This is a genomic window from Chengkuizengella axinellae (genome assembly GCF_030730905.1).
Lineage (GTDB): Bacteria > Bacillota > Bacilli > Paenibacillales > KCTC-33759 > Chengkuizengella > Chengkuizengella axinellae.
The window spans coordinates 690,519-713,466 of record NZ_JAVAMP010000002.1; the positions used below are offsets into that span (position 1 = coordinate 690,519).

Here is a 22,948-nt window from a genome sequence, read left to right on the forward strand (position 1 = left end):
AAAATAAGTTCCTCTCAACAATGTGAGGCTTGGCTGTATAGATTATGGGTGAAATTATAAAACAATTAAAAAGATAAACAAATTCACTGTCGGAAAAGTTGAATCAAATAAACGAGAAAATCCTTCGTTAGGATATTCTCGCTTTTTTGGTTAAGTATTTCATATAATTAAAAGGTTTTAACCGAGGTTCTAATAACAACTTTAATCAAACCGTATAACAGTAATTTCTGGAGAACAATTTATTCTTATAGGCAATTTCACAAATCCTATTCCTCGGTTTATATAAAAGTAGGATTGAGGTTTTATTTTTTTCATTCCTACATGAAAATCTTTATAGGGTCCTATTGATTTATCAAATAAACGGATTTGCCCTCCATGTGTATGTCCAGTTAATAAAAGGTGATAAGGAATGTTATGCTCTTTAATAAAATGAATGATACTAGGAGAATGAGCAAGCAATATATTCACAGTATCAGAATTTTTCAAAAAGCTGCGATCTTCTTTTTCAAGACCATAAATGGAATTATCAAAACCGTATATAGATACGGATGAATTGTTAACAGTCACCTTTACTCCTGAATTTTCTAAGTATTTCCCTATACTGCGAATAGCATTAACGTTTTCCAAGTACTCATTGTCCGTTAATATTTTTTTCTTAAGACCTCTCCTCTGTTCTCTTTCATAATTACCAGGGACAAAGTAGACATTTGGCGAAGTCAATTGTTTCAATTCCTTCAACACTTTTGGCAAATGTTTGCTAGTAGAAGCTAGATCTCCAGTTATTAGAATTAAATCTGGACGAATAGAATTGACGATCTTCGATATTTTTCCATTAATAAAAGAAGTCTTGCCATGTATATCAGAGAGTTGGACAACAGTCATAGGCTGTGGTAAACCCAAGTGAATTTTATGGGACGATACCTTTATATAATGAGTGTGAATTGTAGTATAAACGATGATCACTAGGATAGAAACAAATAAAATATTCCAAATCAGCATATAGTCCTCCCAAAATGATAAATGATGTACAACATCCATACTTTACAGTAACATATTTGATATATCTATACTATTAAGGCTCACCAATCTCCTTATGAAAATGAAGATGATCTGTAGTCATGTTGATTAATAAATAAAAGAAATTATGTTTAAGAAAGGATAAATAGAATGCAAGGATATAACGTTATTATGATATACAATAAAAGTATGGATGAATTATTAATGTGCAATCGATTAAAAGATCCATATAAAGGATTAAGTAACTTAGTCGGAGGAAAGATTGAACAAGGAGAGTCTGGCATTGTAGCTGCATACAGAGAACTTTTTGAAGAAACGGGTATTTCAAAAGAGGATGTGACTCTACATCATTTAATGGATTATACATACTATATGCATCAATGTTATGTTGAAGTTTATGTTGGTAAATTAAAGCAAGATATTATTGTCTCAGGTGATGAAAATATTTTATATTGGTCCGATTTGGATAAAGACTTTTTTAACATGACCCTTTATGCTGGTGAAGGGAATATTGGACACATGATAGAACAAGTGAATATGTGTAAAGATAAAATACTCTCTAATGTTAATGTAGATTGAAGAATTTTTATTTTTGAACGATTTAGTTTAGAGGATATTAGAGGATATTGTAGGGAAAATTCAATCATGGATAGTGACATGGGGGATAATAATGATCAACGAGTCATTTTTTGCAAATATAAAATTATTGATTAAAATGCATACTGATGGGCTTCTTGGAGGAAAACTTATGCCTGAAGACGTTCTAATTGATGTTGTTTCGAAAGAAGACTTATTGGATGTTTTGACATTGGGGATGGCTTTAAATTATCAAAGAAACTCCTACAAATTATGGGAGTCAGTTGTACAAGCATATCAGGATAATGATACGAAATGGATTTTTAATCTAGGTGCTGTAGCTGAAAGTAATTTGGATGATTTACGTGAATCATTACTTCTTCATCGAGTAGGTTTGCAACCTAATCGTCATCCAGAAATTTGGCAGCGTGTTGCTCAAGGTATTGCTAAATCCTCTCCAAATCAGAACGTCTTAGGACTTATTAAAGCAGTAGATTTTGATATAGCTCTATTAAAAGAGATTATGCAAAATATACGAAAACCGGAGTTTCCTTATCTTTCTGGACCCAAAATATTTAACTATTGGTTGTATGTACTTGAGAGTTATGCAGGAGTTCGTTGGAAATCAAGAAATTTAATTACTATAGCTCCTGATACACATATTTTAAAAGCCACTGTAAAATTAGGTTTGTGTTCTTCAGAAGTACTTGAGGGTACAGTGGAAAACCGTCAAAGTGTAGCAAATGCTTGGGAAAAAGCTTTGGTTGGTAGCGAGTTATCACCTATTGATGTTCACACTCCGTTATGGTTATGGAGTCGTGCTGGATTCCCACCACTAAAAGAAGGAGCTAGTATATGAATCTATTAATTAAAGATATTTACAATAAACTAATGAGTACAATAGAAGGAAGTAAAACAATTTTAATTGGGATTGATGGTTGTGGGGGAGCTGGGAAAAGTACACTAGCACAATCGTTCAAAAAAGTAAATCCTGAGAAAGTAACTGTAATACATATGGATGATTTCTATAAAACTTCTTTACAAAGAGAATCTGTAAAAGAAAGTGATATCGGAGGAAATTGGGATATTACTAGAGTGAAAAAGCAAGTCTTAATTCCATTAAGTCAAAATCAAAATACCGAATATCAAAGGTATGATTGGAATGAAGATAATTTAGCTGAATGGAATAAAGTGCCCTGTGGTGAATTGGTTGTCATTGAAGGGTGTTATTCTTTAATAAAAGAACTAGAAACCTACTATGATTTTAAAATATGGATCGAAACTCCAAAAGATCTAAGGTTATCTAGAGGGATTGAACGAGATGGTGAAGAGAAACGACACTTGTGGGAAGATTTATGGATGCCAGCAGAAGAGCTTTACATCAAGAGTCAAAACCCTACAGATAAAGCTGATTTAGTAATTGACGGAATAGGAGAAAACTCTAATATCCAAGATTTAGAGGTTAGAGCTATAGACATAAAAAGGTTAAAATAAGCTGTAACAATTGAGATATGAAAACTTGCAAACAAGATGAATGAAAGGGAGTGAAGAGCCTTGTTAGAGACCCAAATTATACTTGAAGGAAAACGAGTAAGGTTAATACCAGCGTCTTATGAACATCTAAATGAATTGTTTATGGCAAGTAATCATAGGGAAATATGGACATATAGCCCGTCAACAATAAGCAAGATAGAACATATGGAAAAAGTAATGAACAAATGGATGGAGTCAAAAGAGCAGGGTTTTAGGTATCCTTTCGTGATTTTTGACAAAAATACAAATGAAATTGTTGGGAGTAGCAGTTATTTAGATATTTCATTACATAATAGAAACCTGGAAATAGGTGGTACTTGGTTAAATCCTAAAGTATGGCGAACAAGGATAAACACGGAATGTAAATACTTATTGTTGAAATATGGATTTGAAGACCTGAACCTTGTTCGTGTACAGTTTCGTACTGATACCAGAAACGATAGGTCCAATCTCGCAATTCAAAAAATTGGTGCAAAGTTTGAAGGAAGTTTCCGTCAAGAGATGATCTTACATGATGGATACATTCGTGATTCTAATGTATATAGTATTTTGGATAATGAGTGGGTGAACGTAAAAGAGAAGTTATTAGGTTTTTTATTGAATTAATGATTTCTTCCTTATCTATCAAGAAGTTTATCAATAATGGCACAAGAATCCATACCCAATCAATTAATATTTCATAGTATATAACATCTCTATCATAAGGAGGTGTTTTTTTGTATATGTCAAACTTGTTTTTTACTCAAAGCAATGAGAGGATTGAAATTCCTGCAAATGAGGAGTTTATGGTGGCACTTGAGTTGGAAGTACCAAGAGGGTATAAGAATCAAATCGATAAAATAGATACCTTTTTCGAACTTCAAATTCTCCAAATAAAATCACATTCGCTGTTACTAGAAAATGAACCATGTAAAGTAGATATCAATTACCAAGTATTTAGTAATGATCTTGAAGTAACACCTGTATTGTCTAGTACTTTAAATGGGGAAAGAGTCACATTATTGACTTTAACAATACCCAATTGTTTTAATATCAATTTATTCAAAATTGATGCTTTCTTTGAATTGAGCTTCTTTATAGAAGATAATACAAATCCGGATGAAGCAGTCCTATTTATTGTAGATGTTGATTATCAATTATTTGATGGAATAGGAGAGAACGCAAAAGAGTTAACTCCTTTACTAGCTGAAACGATAAGTGGAACAGCTTCTTTTTCTGAACAGTTTAAAATTGATTTTGAAAGTAATACCATGCCGAATTTAACCATCGTTGCTGAAAGCTTGACTAACAATACTTTATATTTAGTTGCCAATTTGAAACAGATAGAAGGAGAAGTTTTCATTCCGTTTATAAGGTTTCATTCGATGAATGCTGTTGCTTTTCCAAAAACAACATGCAGATGAAGCCAACATAATCTTGAAAGGAGGTAAAACATGTCAGCTATATTTTTTACTCAAACCGATGAACCTATTATATTATTGCCTGAATCAGGTGAAGAGAGAGTGCTGTTAAAATTAGAAATCCCTTGCTGTTATAAGCATAACTTGTTTAAGATAGATGGATTTTTTGAAAGTAATTTTATAATCAATGAATCGATGGACAAAGATGTTTCATTTTCTTATAACTTAGAATATCAATTGTTAGATGGATTGGGAGAAAACAGTATTGAGTTAACATCTTAAATATCTGCAAAAATAAGCGGGGTCATCTTGGCTAACTCTGAACCCATTCAGTTTGAAGGTCATGAGACTCCTAATTTATCCACTGTTACCCAAGGGGCTAAAGATGCACTATATTTGGTTGCTAATGTTAGGGAGATTGAGGGGGGAGCGAACTCTCCTGCTGTATTATTTCGGTCATTAAATGCTTCTTTCTCTTCATAAGAGGATCGATCAAAGTTATAATATTTTTCAGAAATCTTGTTAATTTTTAGTGAATCCCTCTATTTTCCATCTTTTTGAATTTTATTGAAGTATAATCATTGTAAATCATGGAGAATGGGGGTTAGAAACATGTCAATTCAATTTAAAAGGCTGATGTTAATCATAATTATAGCCTTAGTAGTTGTTGCCCTGATAGGATGTGTCGATGAATCAAATGGAGATCTTAAAGAAGTGGATAAATCAATTTATATGAATCCAGATATAGCAATTGACGAAAGAGTAGAGAATTTATTGTCTCAAATGACATTGGAAGAGAAAATAGGGCAGATGACACAAGTAGATCGTCAATTTTTAAAAAATGAAAAAGAGATTACGAAACGTAATATTGGATCTATTCTTAGTGGTGGAGGTTCAGCACCGGAACCTAACATACCTGAAGCATGGGTCAAGATGATTCATGAGTTTCAATCTGCTGCATTAGATACAAGATTATCTATACCGGTCATATATGGAATTGATGCAGTACATGGTAATAATAACGTTTATGGTGCAACCATTTTTCCACATAATATTGGTTTAGGAGCCACAAGAAATCCTCAGCTTGTGAAAGATATAGGTGAAATCACAGCGAAAGAAGTAGTGGGTACTGGTATTCATTGGACGTTCTCACCGTGTGTTTGTGTTGCTGAAAATGAAAGGTGGGGGAGAACATATGAAAGCTTCAGTGAAGATCCTGAGATTGTTCGAAGTTTTACTACAATCATCGAAGGATACCAAGGTGATAATTTAAATGAACCTACTTCTATATTAGCAACAGCAAAACACTGGGTAGGGGATGGAGCAACTCTGAATGGTACGGATCAAGGAGATGCTGTCATTTCGGAAGAGCAATTAAGAACAAAACATATTAGTCCATTTGAGGATGCCATTGATAAAGGCGTGGGATCTATCATGGTTTCGTTTAGCAGCTGGAATGGAGATAAACTACATGGACACAAATATTTAATCACAGATGTTTTAAAAGATGAATTAGGCTTTACAGGGTTTGTTGTATCAGATTGGGCAGGAGTTAATCAGATTTCTGAAAATTATTCAGAGGCGGTTAGAAGTGCAATTAATGCTGGAGTGGATATGGTTATGGTCCCAGATGACTATACATTTTTTATGGAAACACTTTATGAAGAAGTGGATGAGGAAAGAGTATCATTAGCACGAATTGATGATGCAGTAAGACGTATTTTGACTAAGAAGTATGAGTTAGGATTATTTGAAAAACCATATCCAGACCAAAGTTACACTTCATCTATAGGATCAAAGGAACATCGAGAAGTTGCAAGGAAAGCCGTTCAGCAATCTTTGGTTTTATTAAAAAATGAGCACAATACTCTTCCATTGTCTAAAGATATAAAGAAGCTTTTCGTAGCAGGAGACAATGCAAATGACATAGGAAATCAATCTGGTGGATGGACAATAAGTTGGCAGGGTGAGAGCGGAGATATAACACCAGGTACTACGATTTTAGAAGGGATTCAGCAAGCTGTTTCTCCAGATACAAGTGTAACTTTTGAGCAAACGGGAAGAGGAATAGATTCAAGTTATGATGCTGCCATTATAGTAATAGGTGAAACTCCATACACAGAAGGTCTGGGTGACCGTCCGGACTTTTTAGGATTAGAACAAAAAGACATTGAACTATTGGAAAAAACAAAAGAAACTGGAGTACCTACAGTTGTAGTTCTGGTATCTGGTCGACCAATGATAGTTACAGAGCAAATAGAGAGTTCGGATGCATTTGTTGCAGCTTGGCTTCCTGGAACTGAAGGGAATGGAGTTGCTGATGTATTATTTGGAGACTTAAATTTTACTGGAAAGCTACCAATGAGCTGGCCACGTTTAGAAGAGCAAATTCCTATTAACATTGGTGATGAGAATTATAATCCGTTATTTCCACTTGGTTTTGGGTTGACTTATTAAACCAACTGGTGTGCTCAATAGAACAGAGCGTTAATTTATCTCAAAGCGATGCCTTGCTGGTATCGCTTTTTGCATTAAGAAATATCATTATTTTTCCATGATGTGCATTACTTATTTAAGTATATATCACTTCTGTTTTGACACAGAATAGGTTTTATACCCATCCTCGGCTATTTCTAAGCAATTAAGTTGTAAACCAAAACAACAGCTCCCATCAATTCCAATTTTACGATCTGCAAACCATATCTCATGACTTCCATGGATATCTATTAATGGGGTGTGACCAAAAACAACGGTTTTATCGAGCTTCAATGCATTATTAAAAAACTCATCTCTTAGCCATATATATGTATCCATTGGTTGTTCTTTCCAATTGTCATTTTCACTATCAGGACTTACTCCAGCATGAACAAAAATGTGAGTTTCAGTTTCGTAATACAAAGGTAGGGAGGATAAAAATTTTATGTGTTCATCATAATTTTTCAATATGTATTCTTTTGCGTCATCATATGAATGATTTTGATCAAACCAATGGCAGTAACTTTTGACCGTATATTCCCCGCCACAGCGAAAATAATGATCACGTTTTTTTGGATCATCTAACAATAACCAGTCTAATAACATCTGATCATGATTCCCTCTTAAACAAATCACATGCTCATTTTGATTTAATTGTATGAGCATTTCTATGACTTCTTTAGATTGATCGCCTCTATCAGTATAATCACCCAGTAGAATTAATCTATCATTTTTGGAATCATATCTAACAACATCTAGTAGTTTATTGAATTCATCATAACATCCATGTATATCACTAATGGCTAGAATTCTTTTCATTTCATCACCTAAGCTTAGAATAATATATTTGTCCGCTTTCAGTAGGAGATATAAGACCTTCAACTGAAAGGGAAATTCTCTTTATTGTAATTTTATAATATTTTAAAAGTTGAATATATATACCTATGATTTGGACTATCGTATTCCATGTTAAACTAAAAAGTAACAAATTACCAATTGATATGCCGATAGGGGGAATGATGAAAAATGAACATGAAACTAATATTAAAGTTTATACTATTATTTTCTTTCATGAATTCTTTTTATTATCAAATCTTTCGTTAGCTACATCATGGGCTTATCCATTTGTAGTTTGGGATGGTTAAAGAAAACACAAATATACAGGTGGGGAAAATAATATGGGTATAATTTTAACTGGATTTGTTATTTTCACAATATTAGCTTTGGTTATATATTACATTGAGGAAAAGGCGAGAACTCGAAAAAGAACCTCTCAAAAATCACTTGAATAGCGATTCAGGAGGTTCTTGGGTTCATGATTATTGTTTTTAGATTTTTCCTTCAGTTAAAGATGATGAAATTCCTATAGCTTTTCTGCAACTAAAGTAAAGGTTTTAGGAATACCCTTGTCAAAAACTTCGCTAGATAAATTAGGTTCCTCATCTAAGCTTTTTACTACTAATCCCGCATTAGAAATCGCAGTGACTATTTCTCCAATATTCCAATATCGATGCAATACCTTTTTAGGTTCTTCATCATTTAGATATTTTGTGTAAGAAACCTCTTTTTCTTCAATTGATGTATCAAAGTAATCTCCTGTCACTTTATGTTTACGGATTTTAGAAGTAGTTCCTCTAGAAGTGATTAATTTTGTAGAAACTGGATGAAAGTCTCTGATAATAAATAGACCATGATTCCCCAATAATGTATTCACTATTTCCATAAAAGGTTTCAGATCTATAAAATAATGCAGGATGCCCATCTCCGCAAACACGATATCATAATTTTCTGAAAGCTGCTTCTCGGATATTTTAAGCACATCACTCAAAATATACTCTATATTTACATTAGCTTCTTTAGCTAATTCCATCGCATAACGTTTGTTTCCTTCAGAAAAATCAGCCACAGTGACTTTTGCCCCCATTAAGGCTAAGGCTACAGCTTTACTTCCATTTGAACCCATTAGATTCATAATCTTTTTATTTTCCACATTTCCAAATTTCGGATAGAGAACAGAAAGTAATTTAGCAGGGTTTTTCATTATTTTTTGAACTGCGTCATGAGGTTCTCCAAACCTTTTGACCCATGCGTAGTATGTTTCTTCATTCCATATGTCTTCATTTACATCTTTAGTTGCCTTTTTCTCGTCATTTAAGTTAATCATTCTTTTCATCCTCATTCATGTTGTTAATTATTTGATTTTCTAATTTGATTTACAATCTTCTTCATATATTATTCACTATTAACTAACAATTTCAAACTCTCAAATTTACAATGTTTTTCATTTATTTTGCTCCCAAATTAGTCTTTTTTTGAATGTTGAAACTCAGCTCGTAATTGTTCATTATGCTCATCTTAAACGGATGAATTTAGAGGGACTGGGATTAGGTCAACCTATAAAATAATATATAGAACACTATTTTGTAAATTTAACAATATGAAAAAAGAACAGTTCATACCATGTAACACTATGTATAGTGAACAGCATTAGTTCTTTAAGTACAATAGAAATATGCTTCAAAGTCTTCAACAAGCTACTATTCCGAAACATGGTTTGAGAAATCTAACAAATAAGTCAAGATAAAAACAAATAATGTAAGCGTTTTCCTTTCGTTTTATAGTTCTATTTTTTATATAAAACATAAACTATTAGTAATAGCTAGTCCCTGAAATAAAGGAGGATATGAGATGAGTGATAAAGTTCAGATTGGATTGATTCAAGCAAAACACGAAGTTCATGGAGATGAAAAAATTGAATTGCATAAGGAAAAAGCCATAGAAAAACATTTGAAATTAGTTAGGGAAGCAAAAGAAAAAGGAGCTCAGATTATTTGTTTGCAAGAGATTTTTTACGGTCCTTATTTCTGTGCCGAGCAAAGTCCCAAATGGTATGATTCAGCGGAAGAAATTCCGAATGGTCCAACAACCAAGTTGTTCCAAGCTTTAGCGAAAGAATTAGAGGTTGTCATTGTGTTGCCTATATATGAAAGAGAAGGAATTGCAACGTACTATAATACAGCAGCAGTCATTGATGCCGATGGAACTTATTTGGGTAAATATCGCAAACAACATATTCCTCATGTTGGCGTTGGAAATGAAGGATGCGGATTTTGGGAGAAATACTATTTTAAACCGGGAAATTTAGGTTATCCGGTGTTTGATACAGCCTTTGCAAAAATCGGCGTATATATTTGTTATGACCGTCACTTTCCTGAAGGTGCTAGATTATTGGGATTGAATGGTGCTGAAATCATATTTAACCCATCTGCGACGGTTGCAGGACTGTCAGAATATCTGTGGAAGCTAGAACAGCCTGCACATGCTGTAGCAAATGGGTACTATGTAGGAGCTATTAACCGTGTTGGTGTTGAAGCACCATGGAATATGGGAGATTTTTATGGTCAATCTTATTTAGCAAATCCAAGAGGCGAGTTTGTTGCAATTGGAACTAGAGATACAGATGAAATTATTATAGGTGAAATGGACAAAAAAATGATTCGGGAAGTACGAGATACGTGGCAGTTTTATAGAGATCGAAGACCAGAAACTTATGGAGACATGACAGCGTTATTGCCATAAGGCATAAGAAATACATTCACAAAGTATGTCAACACAATATTTAATAGGTAAAGGGGGTTGCGTTATTGGGTAACTCAAAATCTTCAACGGTCTCTCTACGAGATTTAGATCTAAATTTCAAAGAAGTAATACCAGCTTTAAGCCATCGTGAAGCAATGGAAGAAGCAAATCGCTGTTTATATTGTTATGATGCGCCTTGTATTACAGCTTGCCCTACTAGTATAGACATACCAAAGTTTATTAAAAAAATGGCTAGTGAAAACTTACTAGGATCAGCCAAAACGATCATGGACGCAAATCCGATTGGAGCTAGCTGCGCTAGAGTTTGCCCTACATCAGAGCTATGTGAAGGTGCATGTGTATTAAATCATTCCACAAATCCAATTATGATTGGACAGTTGCAGAGATATGCAACGGACTGGGCTATTCAAAATGAGCAAGTATTGTTCAAAAAAGGTGAAAAGAAAGAAATCAAGGTAGCCATTGTTGGTGCAGGGCCTGCTGGATTATCAACTGCTAGAGAGTTGGCTCGAATGGGATACGAGGTGACGATTTTTGAAGCAGAGGAACATGCAGGTGGATTGAATAAATATGGCATCGTATCATTTCGTTTACCACAGAACATATCAGATTGGGAAGTTGAACAAGTGAGATCATTAGATGTTCAAATTCAAACTAATACAAAGGTTGGGAAAGATATTTCAGCTGAACAATTGTTAAGCACTTATGATCGCATTGTTTTGGCGGTGGGAATGTCTAATGTTCCAAACCTGGGGATTGAAGGAGAAGAATTAAACGGAGTGTTTGATGCTATTGAGTTCGTAAAGGAAACAAAAACGGGCTCGGTTTCGAATTCTTTGGTAGGAAAAAAGGTGGTTGTAATTGGTGCAGGAAATACCGCTATTGATGGAGCAACCTGCTCCGTGCGACTAGGTGCAGAAAACGTGAAAATTCTATATAGACGAACAAGGGAAGAAATGACAGCTTATGATTTTGAATATGATTTTGCTAAACAGGATGGTGTTGAATTTAGGTGGTTAACAGCTCCTCAAAGAATCATTGGAGATGAGGAAGGAAATGTAATAGGGATTGAATGTATAAAAATGATGCTTGGAGAGCCAGATCAAGATGGTAGAAGGCGTCCAAAGCCAATCCAAAACTCAGAATTTTTTTTAGAAATTGATGCAGTCATCAGGGCCATTGGTCAAGAAAGGCATACACCTTTGATCGAAACATTTAAGTTGGTCCACAGTGAAGGAGTTGTGAAAGTGGATTCACAAACGTTCCAAACTTCAAATCCAAAAATATTTGCATGCGGTGATGTTATGTTTGCGAAAGGTCAAGGGGAAGCCATGGTCGTTACAGCGGCTCAACAAGGGAAAGAAGTAGCCTATGCTATTCATCAACAAAGTTCAGAGGAGGTTATGAAACATGGCTGATTTACAGATCAACTTAGCTGGAATAACTTCACCCAATCCATTTTGGTTGGCATCTGCTCCTCCAACGAACTCAGGGTATCAAGTGCAAAGAGCATTTGAAGCAGGATGGGGAGGTGCGGTTTGGAAAACGCTAGGAGACCCTATATTGAACGTTTCTTCCAGATTTGCAGCAACACATTTTAACGGACAAAGAGTAGCGGGTTTCAACAACATTGAACTCATAACAGATCGTCCGATAGAAGAAAATTTAAAAGAAATATATGAAACGAAAAAGAGATTTCCTAATCATGCGATTGTAGTATCTATTATGGTTGAACCAAAACAAGAGAAATGGCATGAGATTGTGAAAAGGGTAGAAGACGTTGGAGTAGATGGATTGGAGTTGAATTTTGGCTGTCCACATGGAATGGCAGAGCGTGGAATGGGCTCAGCCTCAGGTCAAGTGCCTGAACTTCTAGAAAAACAAACCTTTTGGGTGAAAGAAGTGGCACAGACACCTGTGATTGTAAAATTAACACCTAACATTACCGATATTACGGCCATTGCTGAAGCAGCTACCCAAGGGGGAGCAGATGCGATTAGCTTAATCAATACAATGAATAGTTTGATTGGTGTTGATCTTGATTCTTGGAATACAATCCCTCACGTAAGGGGCAAAGGTGCACATGGAGGTTACTGTGGACCTGCAGTTAAGCCAATAGCATTGAATATGGTAGCTGAATGTGCTAGAAACGAACAGGTGAACATACCGATTTCTGGTATAGGTGGCATATCGAATTGGCAAGATGCAGCGGAATTTATGTTGATGGGAGCAACAGGAGTACAAATTTGCACTGCAGCTATGCATCATGGCTTCAGTATAGTTGAAGACATGATTGATGGATTATCAAACTATTTAGATGCAAAAGGAATCTCTTCTGTAACAGACTTGATTGGTAAATCCGTACCCAAATATTCTGATTGGGGAAATCTTGATCTTAATTATAAGATTGTAGCTAGAATCAACAATGATGTTTGTATCAACTGTAATAAGTGCCATATTGCCTGCGAAGATACTTCACATCAGTGTATAGAGATGCTGACAGATGTTAATGGGGTCAAATACTTGGAGGTACGTGAAGAAGATTGTGTTGGATGTAATTTATGTTCCATTGTTTGTCCAGTGGATGGGGCTATTGATATGGTCGAAATTGATAATGAACAGCAGTCCATGACATGGAATGACCGTCAAGCACTACTTGAAGGAATTAAACGATAATTTAGTTTTTACTATTTTTAAAAATATTTATATGAAATTTGTGAGGTGGAATGTTGATGAAAAAAGTGATAAAAAACGGAACCGTTGTAACAGCCACAGATACATATAAAGCAGATATTCTGATCGAAAATGGCATTATTTCTTCCATTGCACAGCAGATTCAATTAAATGGAGCTGAAGCTGAAGTAGTGGACGCAGCAGGTCATCTTGTGTTTCCAGGAGGCATTGATCCCCATACACATTTGGAAATGCCATTTGGAGGTACGGTAAGTAGGGATGATTTTGAAACAGGTACAATCGCTGCGGCTTTCGGTGGTACGACAACTGTCATTGATTTCTGCTTAACCACCAAAGGGGAGCCCATCGAAAATGCAATTGAAACATGGCATGCAAAGTCTAAGGACAAAGCAGTGATTGATTATGGGTTTCATCTTATGATTGGGGAAATTAACGAGAAGGTATTAAGCGAATTGCCAGCGGTGATAGAAGAAGAGGGGATTACATCATTTAAGGTATTCATGGCTTATAAAAACGTGCTGCAAGCCGACGATGAAACGTTGTTTCGTACTCTAATTACTGCAAAAGAATTAGGAGCATTAGTTATGGTTCATGCTGAAAACGGGGACGTGATTGATTATTTAACAAAAAAAGCGCTCGCTGATGGTCACACTGAACCTGTTTATCATGCATTAACTAGACCACCTGAGGTTGAGGGGGAAGCTACAGGAAGAGCTGCTCTTTTAACAGGGTTGGCAGATTCTCAATTATATGTTGTTCACGTTTCGTGTGCAAATGCAGTAGATAAAATTACAGAAGCTCGAAATAATGGGGTTGATATTTGGGGGGAAACTTGCCCTCAATACCTAGTATTGGATATCACTGACCTTGAAAAGCCTGATTTTGAAGGTGCAAAATATGTTTGGTCTCCTCCATTAAGAGAGATAAAACACCAAGATGCACTTTGGAGTGCTCTGAAAAATGGTCAACTTCAAACCTTAGGTTCAGATCAATGCTCATTTGATTTTAATGGTCAAAAAGATCTTGGAAAAGGTGATTTTACAAAAATTCCAAATGGGGGTCCAACGATTGAAGATAGAGTGAGCATTTTATTTTCTGAAGGTGTAAAAAAAGATAGAATCTCATTGAATCAATTTGTGGATATTATGTCTACTAGAAATGCGAAGTTGTTTGGTTTATTTCCGCAAAAAGGAACCATAGCAGTAGGTTCTGATGCAGATATCGTGATTTTTAATCCTAATAAAGAACGGGTTATTTCTGCTGAAACGCATCATATGGCCGTAGATTATAATGCATTCGAAGGAATGAAAGTGACTGGTGAAACTGTAACTGTGCTTTCTAGAGGAGAATTTGTGATCAAAGATAAGAAGTTTGTTGGGAAGCTTGGAACAGGAAAGTATTTAAAACGAGCGAAGTATAATCGCATACAAAATGCAATGCAGGAGGATGAATAAATGATTGAAAAATAGTGGGTATATATACTCACGAGTAGAAGGGGATGGTTGTTAAAATGGAAAAAAAGGAAAGTTATTTAAAGTCCAAAGATTTACTGCCTATACCTCATGCTAAGAAAACAATTGGAAGTGCTGGGTTTGCTTTTATTTGGGTTGGAATGGCTGTAGTGTTAGCTGCCTTTGCTATTGGAGGTACGGGTGTTCAAAGTCTTTCACTCGGATGGGTTGTACTTGCTACGATAATAGGAACGGTGGCCATAGGAGCATTCATGACAATCATAGGTGATATTGGTATAGAGCATGGACTTTCATTTCCAGTGTACATGAGAGCACCGTTTGGGACGATTGGAACTCACATCCCATCACTCATTCGTGGTTTTGCGGCTTCTTGTTGGTTTGGGATTAATACTTACTTTGGCTCAACTGCAATGAACGGCATCCTTTTTGTATTATTCGGATATGATAATTGGTTTGTTTGTTTTCTAATCTTTGGAACTGTTCAAGTCATCAACACCTCTCTAGGTATTAAAGCAGTAGAAAGATTTGCTGATCTAGCTGCTCCTATCATCATTATTATTTCCGCATGGATGTACTCTACATTATCTGATAAAGCGTTAGCAGAGGGAAGAGAAGTTTGGTCTTGGATTGAAAATCCTGTAACTGGCGGTGCTTTCTTCACAGCTTTTATTGTTGTCATTATGAGTAATATGGGATTCTGGGCTACACTAGCTGCTGACATGCCTTCTATCTCCCGATTTATTAAAGCACCAAAACATGAGAGAAACTGGTTTAAAAGAAATAAGTCTTCTATTGCAGGGAATATATTTGCTCTCACCCTCACACAAACCTTCATGATTATAATCGGTGGTGTTTCCTATATTGCTGTAAAAAACTATGATCCTGTGGTTGCACTACAAGAAGCTGCTGGCGGGATTATCTTAGGTGTACTTTTACTTATGATCGTGTTGGCACAATGGTCTACGAATGTTTCAGCGAATTTAATTCCAGCCGCAACTATATTTTCTAATATTGGAGGTCCTAAAGTTCCATTTTGGGCAGGGGTGGTAGCAGCAGGTATTATCGGTTCCATTGTTCAGCCCTGGTATTTATTCCAAATTATTATTCCTGCACTGCTTATCGTTGGTGGTATTTTATCCGCTATCGTAGGAATCTTGTTTGTTGACTATTATGTTCTAAGGAAAAGAAGAGTGAATGTACATGAATTATATAAGGATGATGGACAATTCAAATATATGAATGGATTTAACCTAGCTGGGTTCATCTCATGGATTGTAGGTGGGGGAATGGCTTACTTGTTATCCACTTATTCCTTTGTAGTTGGATTTGTAGTAGGTGGAGCTTGTTATTATTTTCTAGCAAAATATTGGTGGTTTAAGAAGTACAAACAAAGTGAAATTGATGATCCAAGTGATGAGAAGTATTTAGGTATTACAGTAGGCAGGGATTGGGATATAGATGCTGAGGATGTTGTTTCCACACAAGAAGCACCGCTTGTTCCTTCATTATCATCAGATACGAAAGTAGAAATATAGAAAAATTGTGTGTAGGTAAATGAATTAAAAAGAGGGGAGATGTATACCATATGTCATCCTATCAAAAATATCTAGATGAAAAAGAAAAAATAGACTCATTACTCCAAAAAGGATATAAAATCAAAAATATCCATGAAGATTTGAGTGGCTCTCACTTGGAGTTTGAACTAGACGGTATAGATGAAAGCAGTGAGCTTGAGATTAAGGAAACACTATTGATAACAAATGCAGATGCAAGGAAGTATTTTTCAACCATATTATTTCAGAAAAAAGAATTAAAAGAAGTATAAAGATTTACTTTAAAATCGTTCTAAAAAGGATAGATTAGAGCACTTAATAAAGTCTCATCTATCCTTTTTAGTGAACTCTTTTCATGGAAAAATACTTTTTATTCAAATTTCACTAAGGTGAAATCAACTTTAGAAGGAAAAATCATACAAAAAGTAGAATTATATAGAGAAGAAATTGAGTATGTTTGAAGTTTTATAACCAAAATTTGATTATTCACTAACATGATCACTGTTGCTGATGAAAAAGTTATCAAGGGTAAGGTGCAAAACTCTACATTACATTTAATCAAATTACTTACACGAAAGGAGTTATGAAATGTCTAGTAAGCTTGGAAATAAAATTAGTGAAGGTAGCTGCTCTGAAGTATTTGAATGGGAAGGTAGTCACAAAGTAATTAAATTAGCGAAAGAAAATATAGACTTTGAAACAATGAATAGGGAATTTATAAATAATAAAATGGCTTGGGATCATAAACTTCCAGTTGCTCGACCATTTGAGTTGTTAGAGATCAATGGACGACCAGGAATAGTATATGAACGAATATATGGGAAACCATTGTTGGAACGGTTTCTAGGACATTTGATGGTCGATATTAATCAAAAAGTAGATTTGAATGGAGGGGATATTCCATTAATTGCTCGTACTTTGGGCGAGATACACAATAATTCAAATATCAATCTCCCTGCGTCACATAGAGAAGACCTAAAATACCTAATTAATAGTGTGCAATATTTGACTAAGGAGGAGAAAGAGAATGTAATATCTATATTAGATTCTCTACCAACTAAACAGTTGTTATGTCATGGCGATCCTAATCCAGATAATTTTTTAATAGGAGATGATGGCAAGGCTGTTGTCATTGATTGGATGAATGCTTCCATTGGAAACCCTGAAGCAGATGTAGCTGAATTTATCGTTATGATTAAATACGCCATTTTGCCTCCTGAAATACCAAGCCAAGTCTCTGAATATTTTTATTCAATAAGAGAAGAATTAATTCAAATATTTATGGAGGAGTATACCAATTTAACAGGAATAACATATGATGAAATTATTCCTTGGCTGACGCCAATGGCAGCAAGGAAATTATATACTGCAGATGCCCTTTTAGAGGAGGAGAAGAAGTTACTAGTTGAAGTAATAAGAAAAGATTTAGAAACAAGAGAGTTGACTAATAAATCTATGTAATTACATTGAATCTATTAAAATTACATGAATGGAAGGAGTATTGTATGACAATTAAACTTGGTAAAAAAATCGGTGAAGGTGGATGTTCTGAAGTTTTTGAATGGGAAGGTAGCCAAAAATTAATCAAATTAGCAAAAGCAAATACAAACTTCGAAGCAATGAATAGAGAATATACTAATAATCGAATTGCATGGGATAATAATCTTCCTGTTGCTCAACCCTTTGAGTTTAAGGAGTTTGATGGACGGCCGGGGATTGTATTTGAACGTATTTATGGAATTTCTTTGATGGAGCGTTTTTTAGGTCAGGCGATGAATGATATAAATAATCAAATAGGTTTTAGTGAAGAGATTACTCAAATTACTGCACGTTTGTTAAGTGAGATACATAAGATATCAGATGTTACACTGCCATCATCTCAAAAAGAGAGTATAAAATATTCAATACATAGTACTGATTATTTAACCTTGAAAGAGAAAGAGGATGTTATATCCATACTAGATTCTTTACCTTCGAAGAAATTGTTATGTCATGGTGATCCTAACCCAGGCAACATTTTGATTAGAAACGATGGCAAGTCAATTATGATAGATTGGATGAATGCATCGATTGGAAACCCTGAGGCAGATTTAGCTGAATATATCATTATGATTAGATATGCCATATTGCCGCCTGATCTCCCAAAACAAGTTTTAGATTATTTTGATTCAATTAGAGAAACTATGATTCAAACATTTATGGAGGAATATACCGGCTTAACTGGAATTACATATGATGAAGTTGTCCCATGGATTACGCCAATGGCAGCACGGAAATTATCTGCTGATGCCATTTCAGAGGATGAGAAACAGTTATTGATTCAAGAGATTAGAAGGAACTTGGAAGCAGGCAATTGAAAAACTATGAAATTGCAGAAGATGATGGAAAAATAGTAGGATACTGTTTAGGTTTTGATCATTATACTTTTTACGCCAATGGAAGAGTATCATGGGTAGAGGAAATAATGGTAGAGGAAAGTTATCGAAATAAAGGAATTGGGGCTAAATTAATGAACAGTGTCGAAGAATGGTCAGAAACAAGAGAGTCCAAACTAGTTGCTTTAGCTACAAGAAGGGCTGTACCTTTTTATAAAGCTCTAGATTATGTGGAATCAGCTTCTTATTTTAGGAAATTATTGTAATTAGGAAAAACTTAGTGTCAAGGAGTAAAGAAAATGAATAAATTAATATTTATATTGTTAAGTATATCAATATTCATTGTTTTTTCTTCAAACGCATTTGCATACAACAATAATAAAATAACTGTGGAAGAGATGTATGATGAATTAGTAGAACAAGATATTCTTTATAATGACCTACATTTCGATCTTGAGAGCTTAGATAAAAGTGTAGAGCGTAGATGGGTTGCTTGGCATCTTGCATATGCTTTAAATATACACACAAATTATGATGAAAGCATTCAAACTTTTACAGATGTTCCTGTTAATTGGTTTTTTTATTATTCTGTGGAGGCCCTAGTTAAACATAAAATCATCAATGGTATTGGGGATGGGACTTTCCAACCCAAATATAATATTACTCTTCAAGACTTTGCTATTATAATGGTAAGAACACACGAGGTGTTAACTGGAATCCATCTTGAACAAAATATGACTTCTTCAGTTAGTGGAAATGTGTCTTCTTATGCACAACCATTGTTGCATCAGCATTAGATCTAGAGTTAATGACTGAAAGAGAAGATTATACAGTCTCAGCAACTTTCGGTGATTTAGTATACGCCCTTTATATCATAAATGATAAGATTGTTCCACTACCATCTAAGTTTTGATATTAATTGTCTCAGGTATGATTTTTTGTTATGTAAGGGTTGCATGCTGTGTACGTAATTGCTTAGATTTTATTTGGTTTATTTTTGACATTACATCATGCTTCAGATTATAGACAATCTATAAGTAAGTTAAATCAAAACATAGCTTCTTTTGGTTTAACATCCTCATTATGTGTATTAGATAATATCATTAGTATCTTCATCGTAACCTGTCTAGTTTACGTCATTATTCATTTTCGAAGGAAAATAAAACTAGTCAAAGATAAATGAGTTTTTACAACAGACTAAGGCGCATTCTCTTTATGAGAAGCGCCTTATTTGATAAGTTAATTTATTTTGTATAGAAGTAGTCCTTTATCACTTTCCTCTGTAGGAAAATGAATATAAAATCTATAGTCATTTTCTAATTGATAATAAAGACCGTAATTGTCATTTATTGGACTTATCCCTTCAGAATAGGGCTCTTCTCCGATTAATTCTTTGAATTGAGTTGGTGTCATTTTAAACTTTACTGTCATTGTTCTTACCTTATCTTCTGGATCAAAATAAAACGTACACCCATTATAATGATAATATAAACTCCCACTACTAATATCATTGCCTATTTTATCTGGTTCACCATATTTCTGTTCTATTTCTTGAATAGACATCCCTCTTGATACATCAACTCCTGGTAATTTGCCTGAACTTGCATCTTTTAATAGATTTGTATCAACAATTAAATTACAGCTAAGATCAGAAAATTCAAAAGTTTCATCTGTGTGTGGCTCTTCTGCAGCGGTATTGCTAGGATTTTCTGTTTCTTCAACATGAGATTCTGCAATGTTATCACTAGTGTTCAAGTTTTCCGCTTCTTCTGTAGTAGTTTCTGCAGTGTCATCCGTAATTAAACTTTCAGATTCTTTTTGATCAGTGCTTGGTTTGGATAAATTATTGTCTACATTACTGCATGCAGCTAACAATAGACTTAAACATAATATGAGTGAAAGAATAGAGAACTTATACATACTCATTAATAATGCCTCCTTTTAGTTGCATAAACACACTCCATGTATTGTAACATAGGTAGAACGAATGAATTGAAAAAAAAGGAAAAAAAGCTAAAATATACGATGTGAAACTTGATTAATCTCATACATCCTTTTTTAGTCATAAAATAACAACAATAGTTTATGTAACTTTCCATATCATTCTTGATTTATATTTACTATTTTATAATGGATATACATGAAAGGAAGCCCAAATATCCACATTTTATGATCAGCTTCTAGATGACCAACCTTCGATTCTCGAACAATAAAATGTTCCTGTAAAGGTAGCTTCATCAGATAATTCCCAATGGCTAAATAAATACCTACATCTGACCCAACATTTCCAATGGAGGACAAGTGCAGTGTTTGATTCTCTTCTTTAACACTAAGTATGCCAACCATTGTTGAAAATGGCAATGGAAGGGCTATATTCATATAAGGGATTTCTTTTTTTTTATGCATTGAATAGATTGCCTTAAAAACAACTCGATTGTTTATTTTTCGAATCCAAGCACGAGGTTTAACGCGTCCGTCTTCATGTTCTGAGACTTTGATAATGTTTCCTTCCATTTTTACTGTGTGTTTTAGTAACGGTAAATTTAACTGTTGTATAAAATAACTAACGAGTTTAAAGGAATAAGCAAATGGAAGAAACCATCGCCTCCACTGAACTTTAGCGTATAGATTAAATTGTTCAGTCTGTTCATAAAAATCAATAATCGTTTGTGGGCATGAGGCTGATACACCATAAAAAAACATATCATCTACCAAACCCTTCTCAAATTCGACAAGCTGAGGCTGATGCCACCTACCTCTAATTTTACTGATTGGAAAGGATTTTGGTTTATGCAAAGAGTCGGGTGTGAAGAAATGCCAGCTAAGTACTGTGAAAAAACCAAAAACAATCCCATTGCCCAAACCATGGGTTTGCAGCATGAACTGAATGCTAATGTTCCAAAATCCGAATACATTCCCAACTACATAGAGTAAAGAGAGTATAATAGTCAAACAAACTGTACCAAATGATATGATCAAGGCTGCCTTTTGCAATTGACTAGCAAATTTCAATTTAAAGGTATGCCATAAAATGATATATAAACCACCAACATATAGTGTTACAGATAAAAGCTCTAACCAAGGAAAATATGTAATACCTATCGCTTGCATCATTGGCATAATAAGCATAAGTGGAAAAAGGGTTCTAGGTAGTTTATTAAATCGTCCGAATAATCCAATAGAAACTGTAAGTAAAAATGCTGCGTAATGAAAATGAATGGCAGTAAGCCAAGTAATAATTGCTGTAAACCCTGTATCAATACCAGCAACAGATGCAAAAAACCATAACCCTCCAATACTTAAATACATCATCCCAACATCGATCGCGATTTCTTCCCAATGTGTAAATCCTCTTGATAGAAATCTATTGATTCCACAATACGCAACATAGAAAGTATAAAGTAAATAAATCGATGCACCCAAGATGTCAATGATATAGATAGAATTGATTGTAACAGTCAATACAGATATCATCATAACCACTGTAAACAAATACGATGACTTAGAACGGTCTGGAAGCAGAGTATGCATCATCCATGGTACGTATAAAATTTGTGCTAAAGTTAACAAATGAAAATACCAAGGTTGATTACTAAAAAGAAAAACAAATAATAATAAAAAACCTCCTGCTATCAAATGTTTAGGAAGATGTTTTTGATTTAAAATATCCTTCATATGCAATCAGCCTGCCTATAATAGAATTAGTGATTGAAACTTGAATGGTATAAACATTTCTAAAATCATCATACCCTTCTTCGACTTCTACACGCCCTTCCATCCATCTTGGAAGAGGAATCTCTAATTTACCCACAACTAGTTTCTGGCGACCAGAGTGAATAAAAAGACGACCATCTTGTGCAACTTGAAAGTTTAAATCCGAATAAAAAAGATGAGGCTCCCCTAAATAATCCTTCACAACCTTTTTGTCAGGATCTATCGACATAAGTGCATTAAAATGTCTTGTCACCTTAGGGAAATAGAAACTCCTTTGCCAATGGATTTCCTGTGCATTATTTGTACCTGATTGAACACTGTTCCGAATTGAAAATGGAATATTCCCTCCATGTTCTGGAAATAAAAATTTCCATTTTGTGCTTAAACGAAGAAATATGGAAAGCCACTTTTTAGAATGAATGTTCTCCATGACACCCGTTGCCTCAAACGGTTCATTATCTGCAAAAAGATAGCGTTTTTGAAGCATAGGGTGCATAAGTTGAAAGTCTTGTCCAAGCAGCTGTTGATAAATATTCATG

25 protein-coding genes are annotated in these 22,948 nt (G+C 34.6%); 19 read left to right on the top strand and 6 right to left on the bottom strand.

Translation table 11 applies throughout. The features are described 5' to 3' along the window. Positions 1-201: 201 nt before the first annotated feature. Positions 202-999, bottom strand: coding sequence for a metallophosphoesterase (locus tag Q5Y73_RS08905; RefSeq protein WP_305991510.1), 798 nt, complete (start codon positions 997-999; stop codon positions 202-204). Between the two features lie 168 nt (positions 1,000-1,167). Here Q5Y73_RS08905 and Q5Y73_RS08910 point away from each other — a divergent pair, with 168 nt between their 5' ends. From Q5Y73_RS08910 to Q5Y73_RS08945, 8 genes are all read left to right on the top strand, one after another. Then, positions 1,168-1,596, top strand: coding sequence for an NUDIX domain-containing protein (locus Q5Y73_RS08910; RefSeq protein ID WP_305991511.1), 429 nt, complete (start codon positions 1,168-1,170; stop codon positions 1,594-1,596). 91 nt (positions 1,597-1,687) lie between these two features. Beyond that, entirely contained in the window at positions 1,688-2,452 is a 765-nt protein-coding gene (locus tag Q5Y73_RS08915) for a hypothetical protein (RefSeq protein WP_305991512.1), read from the top strand. Next, on the top strand, positions 2,449-3,087 hold the full coding sequence (locus tag Q5Y73_RS08920; protein WP_305991513.1) for a uridine kinase family protein: 639 nt from the start codon (positions 2,449-2,451) through the stop codon (positions 3,085-3,087). The genes Q5Y73_RS08915 and Q5Y73_RS08920 overlap by 4 nt, the downstream gene beginning before the upstream one ends. Before the next feature lie 60 nt (positions 3,088-3,147). Further along, entirely contained in the window at positions 3,148-3,732 is a 585-nt protein-coding gene (locus Q5Y73_RS08925) for a GNAT family N-acetyltransferase (RefSeq protein WP_305991514.1), read from the top strand. Between the two features lie 116 nt (positions 3,733-3,848). After that, positions 3,849-4,529: a hypothetical protein gene (locus tag Q5Y73_RS08930; protein ID WP_305991515.1), complete on the top strand. Its 681-nt coding sequence runs from the start codon at positions 3,849-3,851 to the stop codon at positions 4,527-4,529. Between the two features lie 30 nt (positions 4,530-4,559). Beyond that, on the top strand, positions 4,560-4,808 hold the full coding sequence (locus Q5Y73_RS08935; protein ID WP_305991516.1) for a hypothetical protein: 249 nt from the start codon (positions 4,560-4,562) through the stop codon (positions 4,806-4,808). A 27-nt stretch (positions 4,809-4,835) separates the two neighbouring features. Then, positions 4,836-5,009 (top strand): hypothetical protein, encoded by a 174-nt coding sequence (locus Q5Y73_RS08940; RefSeq protein WP_305991517.1) that lies wholly within the window; start codon positions 4,836-4,838, stop codon positions 5,007-5,009. Positions 5,010-5,138: 129 nt separating this feature from the next. Then, positions 5,139-6,983: a glycoside hydrolase family 3 protein gene (locus Q5Y73_RS08945; RefSeq protein ID WP_305991518.1), complete on the top strand. Its 1,845-nt coding sequence runs from the start codon at positions 5,139-5,141 to the stop codon at positions 6,981-6,983. Positions 6,984-7,109: 126 nt separating this feature from the next. Here Q5Y73_RS08945 and Q5Y73_RS08950 read toward each other — a convergent pair whose 3' ends face one another. After that, a complete protein-coding gene (locus Q5Y73_RS08950; protein ID WP_305991519.1) occupies positions 7,110-7,820 on the bottom strand; it encodes a metallophosphoesterase family protein in 711 nt (236 codons plus the stop codon). A 200-nt stretch (positions 7,821-8,020) separates the two neighbouring features. On the opposite strand from Q5Y73_RS08950, the gene Q5Y73_RS08955 reads away from it, so the two are divergent. Continuing rightward, positions 8,021-8,146, top strand: a complete 126-nt coding sequence (locus Q5Y73_RS08955; RefSeq protein ID WP_305991520.1) for a hypothetical protein — start codon at positions 8,021-8,023, stop codon at positions 8,144-8,146. A gap of 218 nt (positions 8,147-8,364) precedes the next feature. On the opposite strand, the gene Q5Y73_RS08960 is transcribed toward Q5Y73_RS08955, so the two are convergent. Beyond that, the gene (locus Q5Y73_RS08960; RefSeq protein WP_305991521.1) at positions 8,365-9,165 is read right to left on the bottom strand and encodes a class I SAM-dependent methyltransferase; all 801 of its coding nucleotides are present in this window, start codon (positions 9,163-9,165) and stop codon (positions 8,365-8,367) included. A gap of 524 nt (positions 9,166-9,689) precedes the next feature. Between Q5Y73_RS08960 and Q5Y73_RS08965 the strand changes: the two genes are divergently transcribed. The 10 genes from Q5Y73_RS08965 to Q5Y73_RS09010 all read left to right on the top strand — a co-directional run bounded on the left by Q5Y73_RS08965 (position 9,690) and on the right by Q5Y73_RS09010 (position 19,492). Continuing rightward, entirely contained in the window at positions 9,690-10,580 is an 891-nt protein-coding gene (locus tag Q5Y73_RS08965; RefSeq protein WP_305991522.1) for a nitrilase-related carbon-nitrogen hydrolase, read from the top strand. 65 nt (positions 10,581-10,645) lie between these two features. Beyond that, entirely contained in the window at positions 10,646-12,019 is a 1,374-nt protein-coding gene (locus Q5Y73_RS08970) for an NAD(P)-dependent oxidoreductase (protein WP_305991523.1), read from the top strand. Further along, positions 12,012-13,277, top strand: coding sequence for an NAD-dependent dihydropyrimidine dehydrogenase subunit PreA (gene preA / locus Q5Y73_RS08975; protein ID WP_305991524.1), 1,266 nt, complete (start codon positions 12,012-12,014; stop codon positions 13,275-13,277). Before Q5Y73_RS08970 ends, preA begins: the two co-directional genes overlap by 8 nt. A 56-nt stretch (positions 13,278-13,333) precedes the next feature. Next, entirely contained in the window at positions 13,334-14,749 is a 1,416-nt protein-coding gene (gene hydA, locus Q5Y73_RS08980; RefSeq protein ID WP_305991525.1) for a dihydropyrimidinase, read from the top strand. 56 nt (positions 14,750-14,805) lie between these two features. Then, positions 14,806-16,302 carry an NCS1 family transporter gene (locus Q5Y73_RS08985; RefSeq protein WP_305991526.1) on the top strand — a complete coding sequence of 499 codons (1,497 nt, stop codon included), beginning with the start codon at positions 14,806-14,808 and terminating at the stop codon, positions 16,300-16,302. Positions 16,303-16,352: 50 nt separating this feature from the next. Further along, positions 16,353-16,592: a hypothetical protein gene (locus tag Q5Y73_RS08990; RefSeq protein ID WP_305991527.1), complete on the top strand. Its 240-nt coding sequence runs from the start codon at positions 16,353-16,355 to the stop codon at positions 16,590-16,592. Positions 16,593-16,908: 316 nt separating this feature from the next. Beyond that, positions 16,909-17,781 (top strand): aminoglycoside phosphotransferase family protein, encoded by an 873-nt coding sequence (locus Q5Y73_RS08995; RefSeq protein WP_305991528.1) that lies wholly within the window; start codon positions 16,909-16,911, stop codon positions 17,779-17,781. 44 nt (positions 17,782-17,825) lie between these two features. After that, positions 17,826-18,677 carry a phosphotransferase gene (locus Q5Y73_RS09000; RefSeq protein ID WP_305991529.1) on the top strand — a complete coding sequence of 284 codons (852 nt, stop codon included), beginning with the start codon at positions 17,826-17,828 and terminating at the stop codon, positions 18,675-18,677. Continuing rightward, a complete protein-coding gene (locus tag Q5Y73_RS09005; protein WP_305991530.1) occupies positions 18,674-18,961 on the top strand; it encodes a GNAT family N-acetyltransferase in 288 nt (95 codons plus the stop codon). Before Q5Y73_RS09000 ends, Q5Y73_RS09005 begins: the two co-directional genes overlap by 4 nt. 33 nt (positions 18,962-18,994) lie before the next feature. Then, entirely contained in the window at positions 18,995-19,492 is a 498-nt protein-coding gene (locus tag Q5Y73_RS09010; protein WP_305991531.1) for an S-layer homology domain-containing protein, read from the top strand. Between the two features lie 442 nt (positions 19,493-19,934). Here Q5Y73_RS09010 and Q5Y73_RS09015 read toward each other — a convergent pair whose 3' ends face one another. The 3 genes from Q5Y73_RS09015 to Q5Y73_RS09025 form a co-directional block, all read right to left on the bottom strand. Then, positions 19,935-20,621, bottom strand: a complete 687-nt coding sequence (locus Q5Y73_RS09015; RefSeq protein ID WP_305991532.1) for a DUF4309 domain-containing protein — start codon at positions 20,619-20,621, stop codon at positions 19,935-19,937. A 174-nt stretch (positions 20,622-20,795) separates the two neighbouring features. Beyond that, on the bottom strand, positions 20,796-22,370 hold the full coding sequence (locus Q5Y73_RS09020; RefSeq protein ID WP_305991533.1) for a YndJ family protein: 1,575 nt from the start codon (positions 22,368-22,370) through the stop codon (positions 20,796-20,798). Then, entirely contained in the window at positions 22,336-22,947 is a 612-nt protein-coding gene (locus tag Q5Y73_RS09025) for a DUF4166 domain-containing protein (protein WP_305991534.1), read from the bottom strand. The genes Q5Y73_RS09020 and Q5Y73_RS09025 overlap by 35 nt, the downstream gene beginning before the upstream one ends. Position 22,948: the final 1 nt, after the last annotated feature.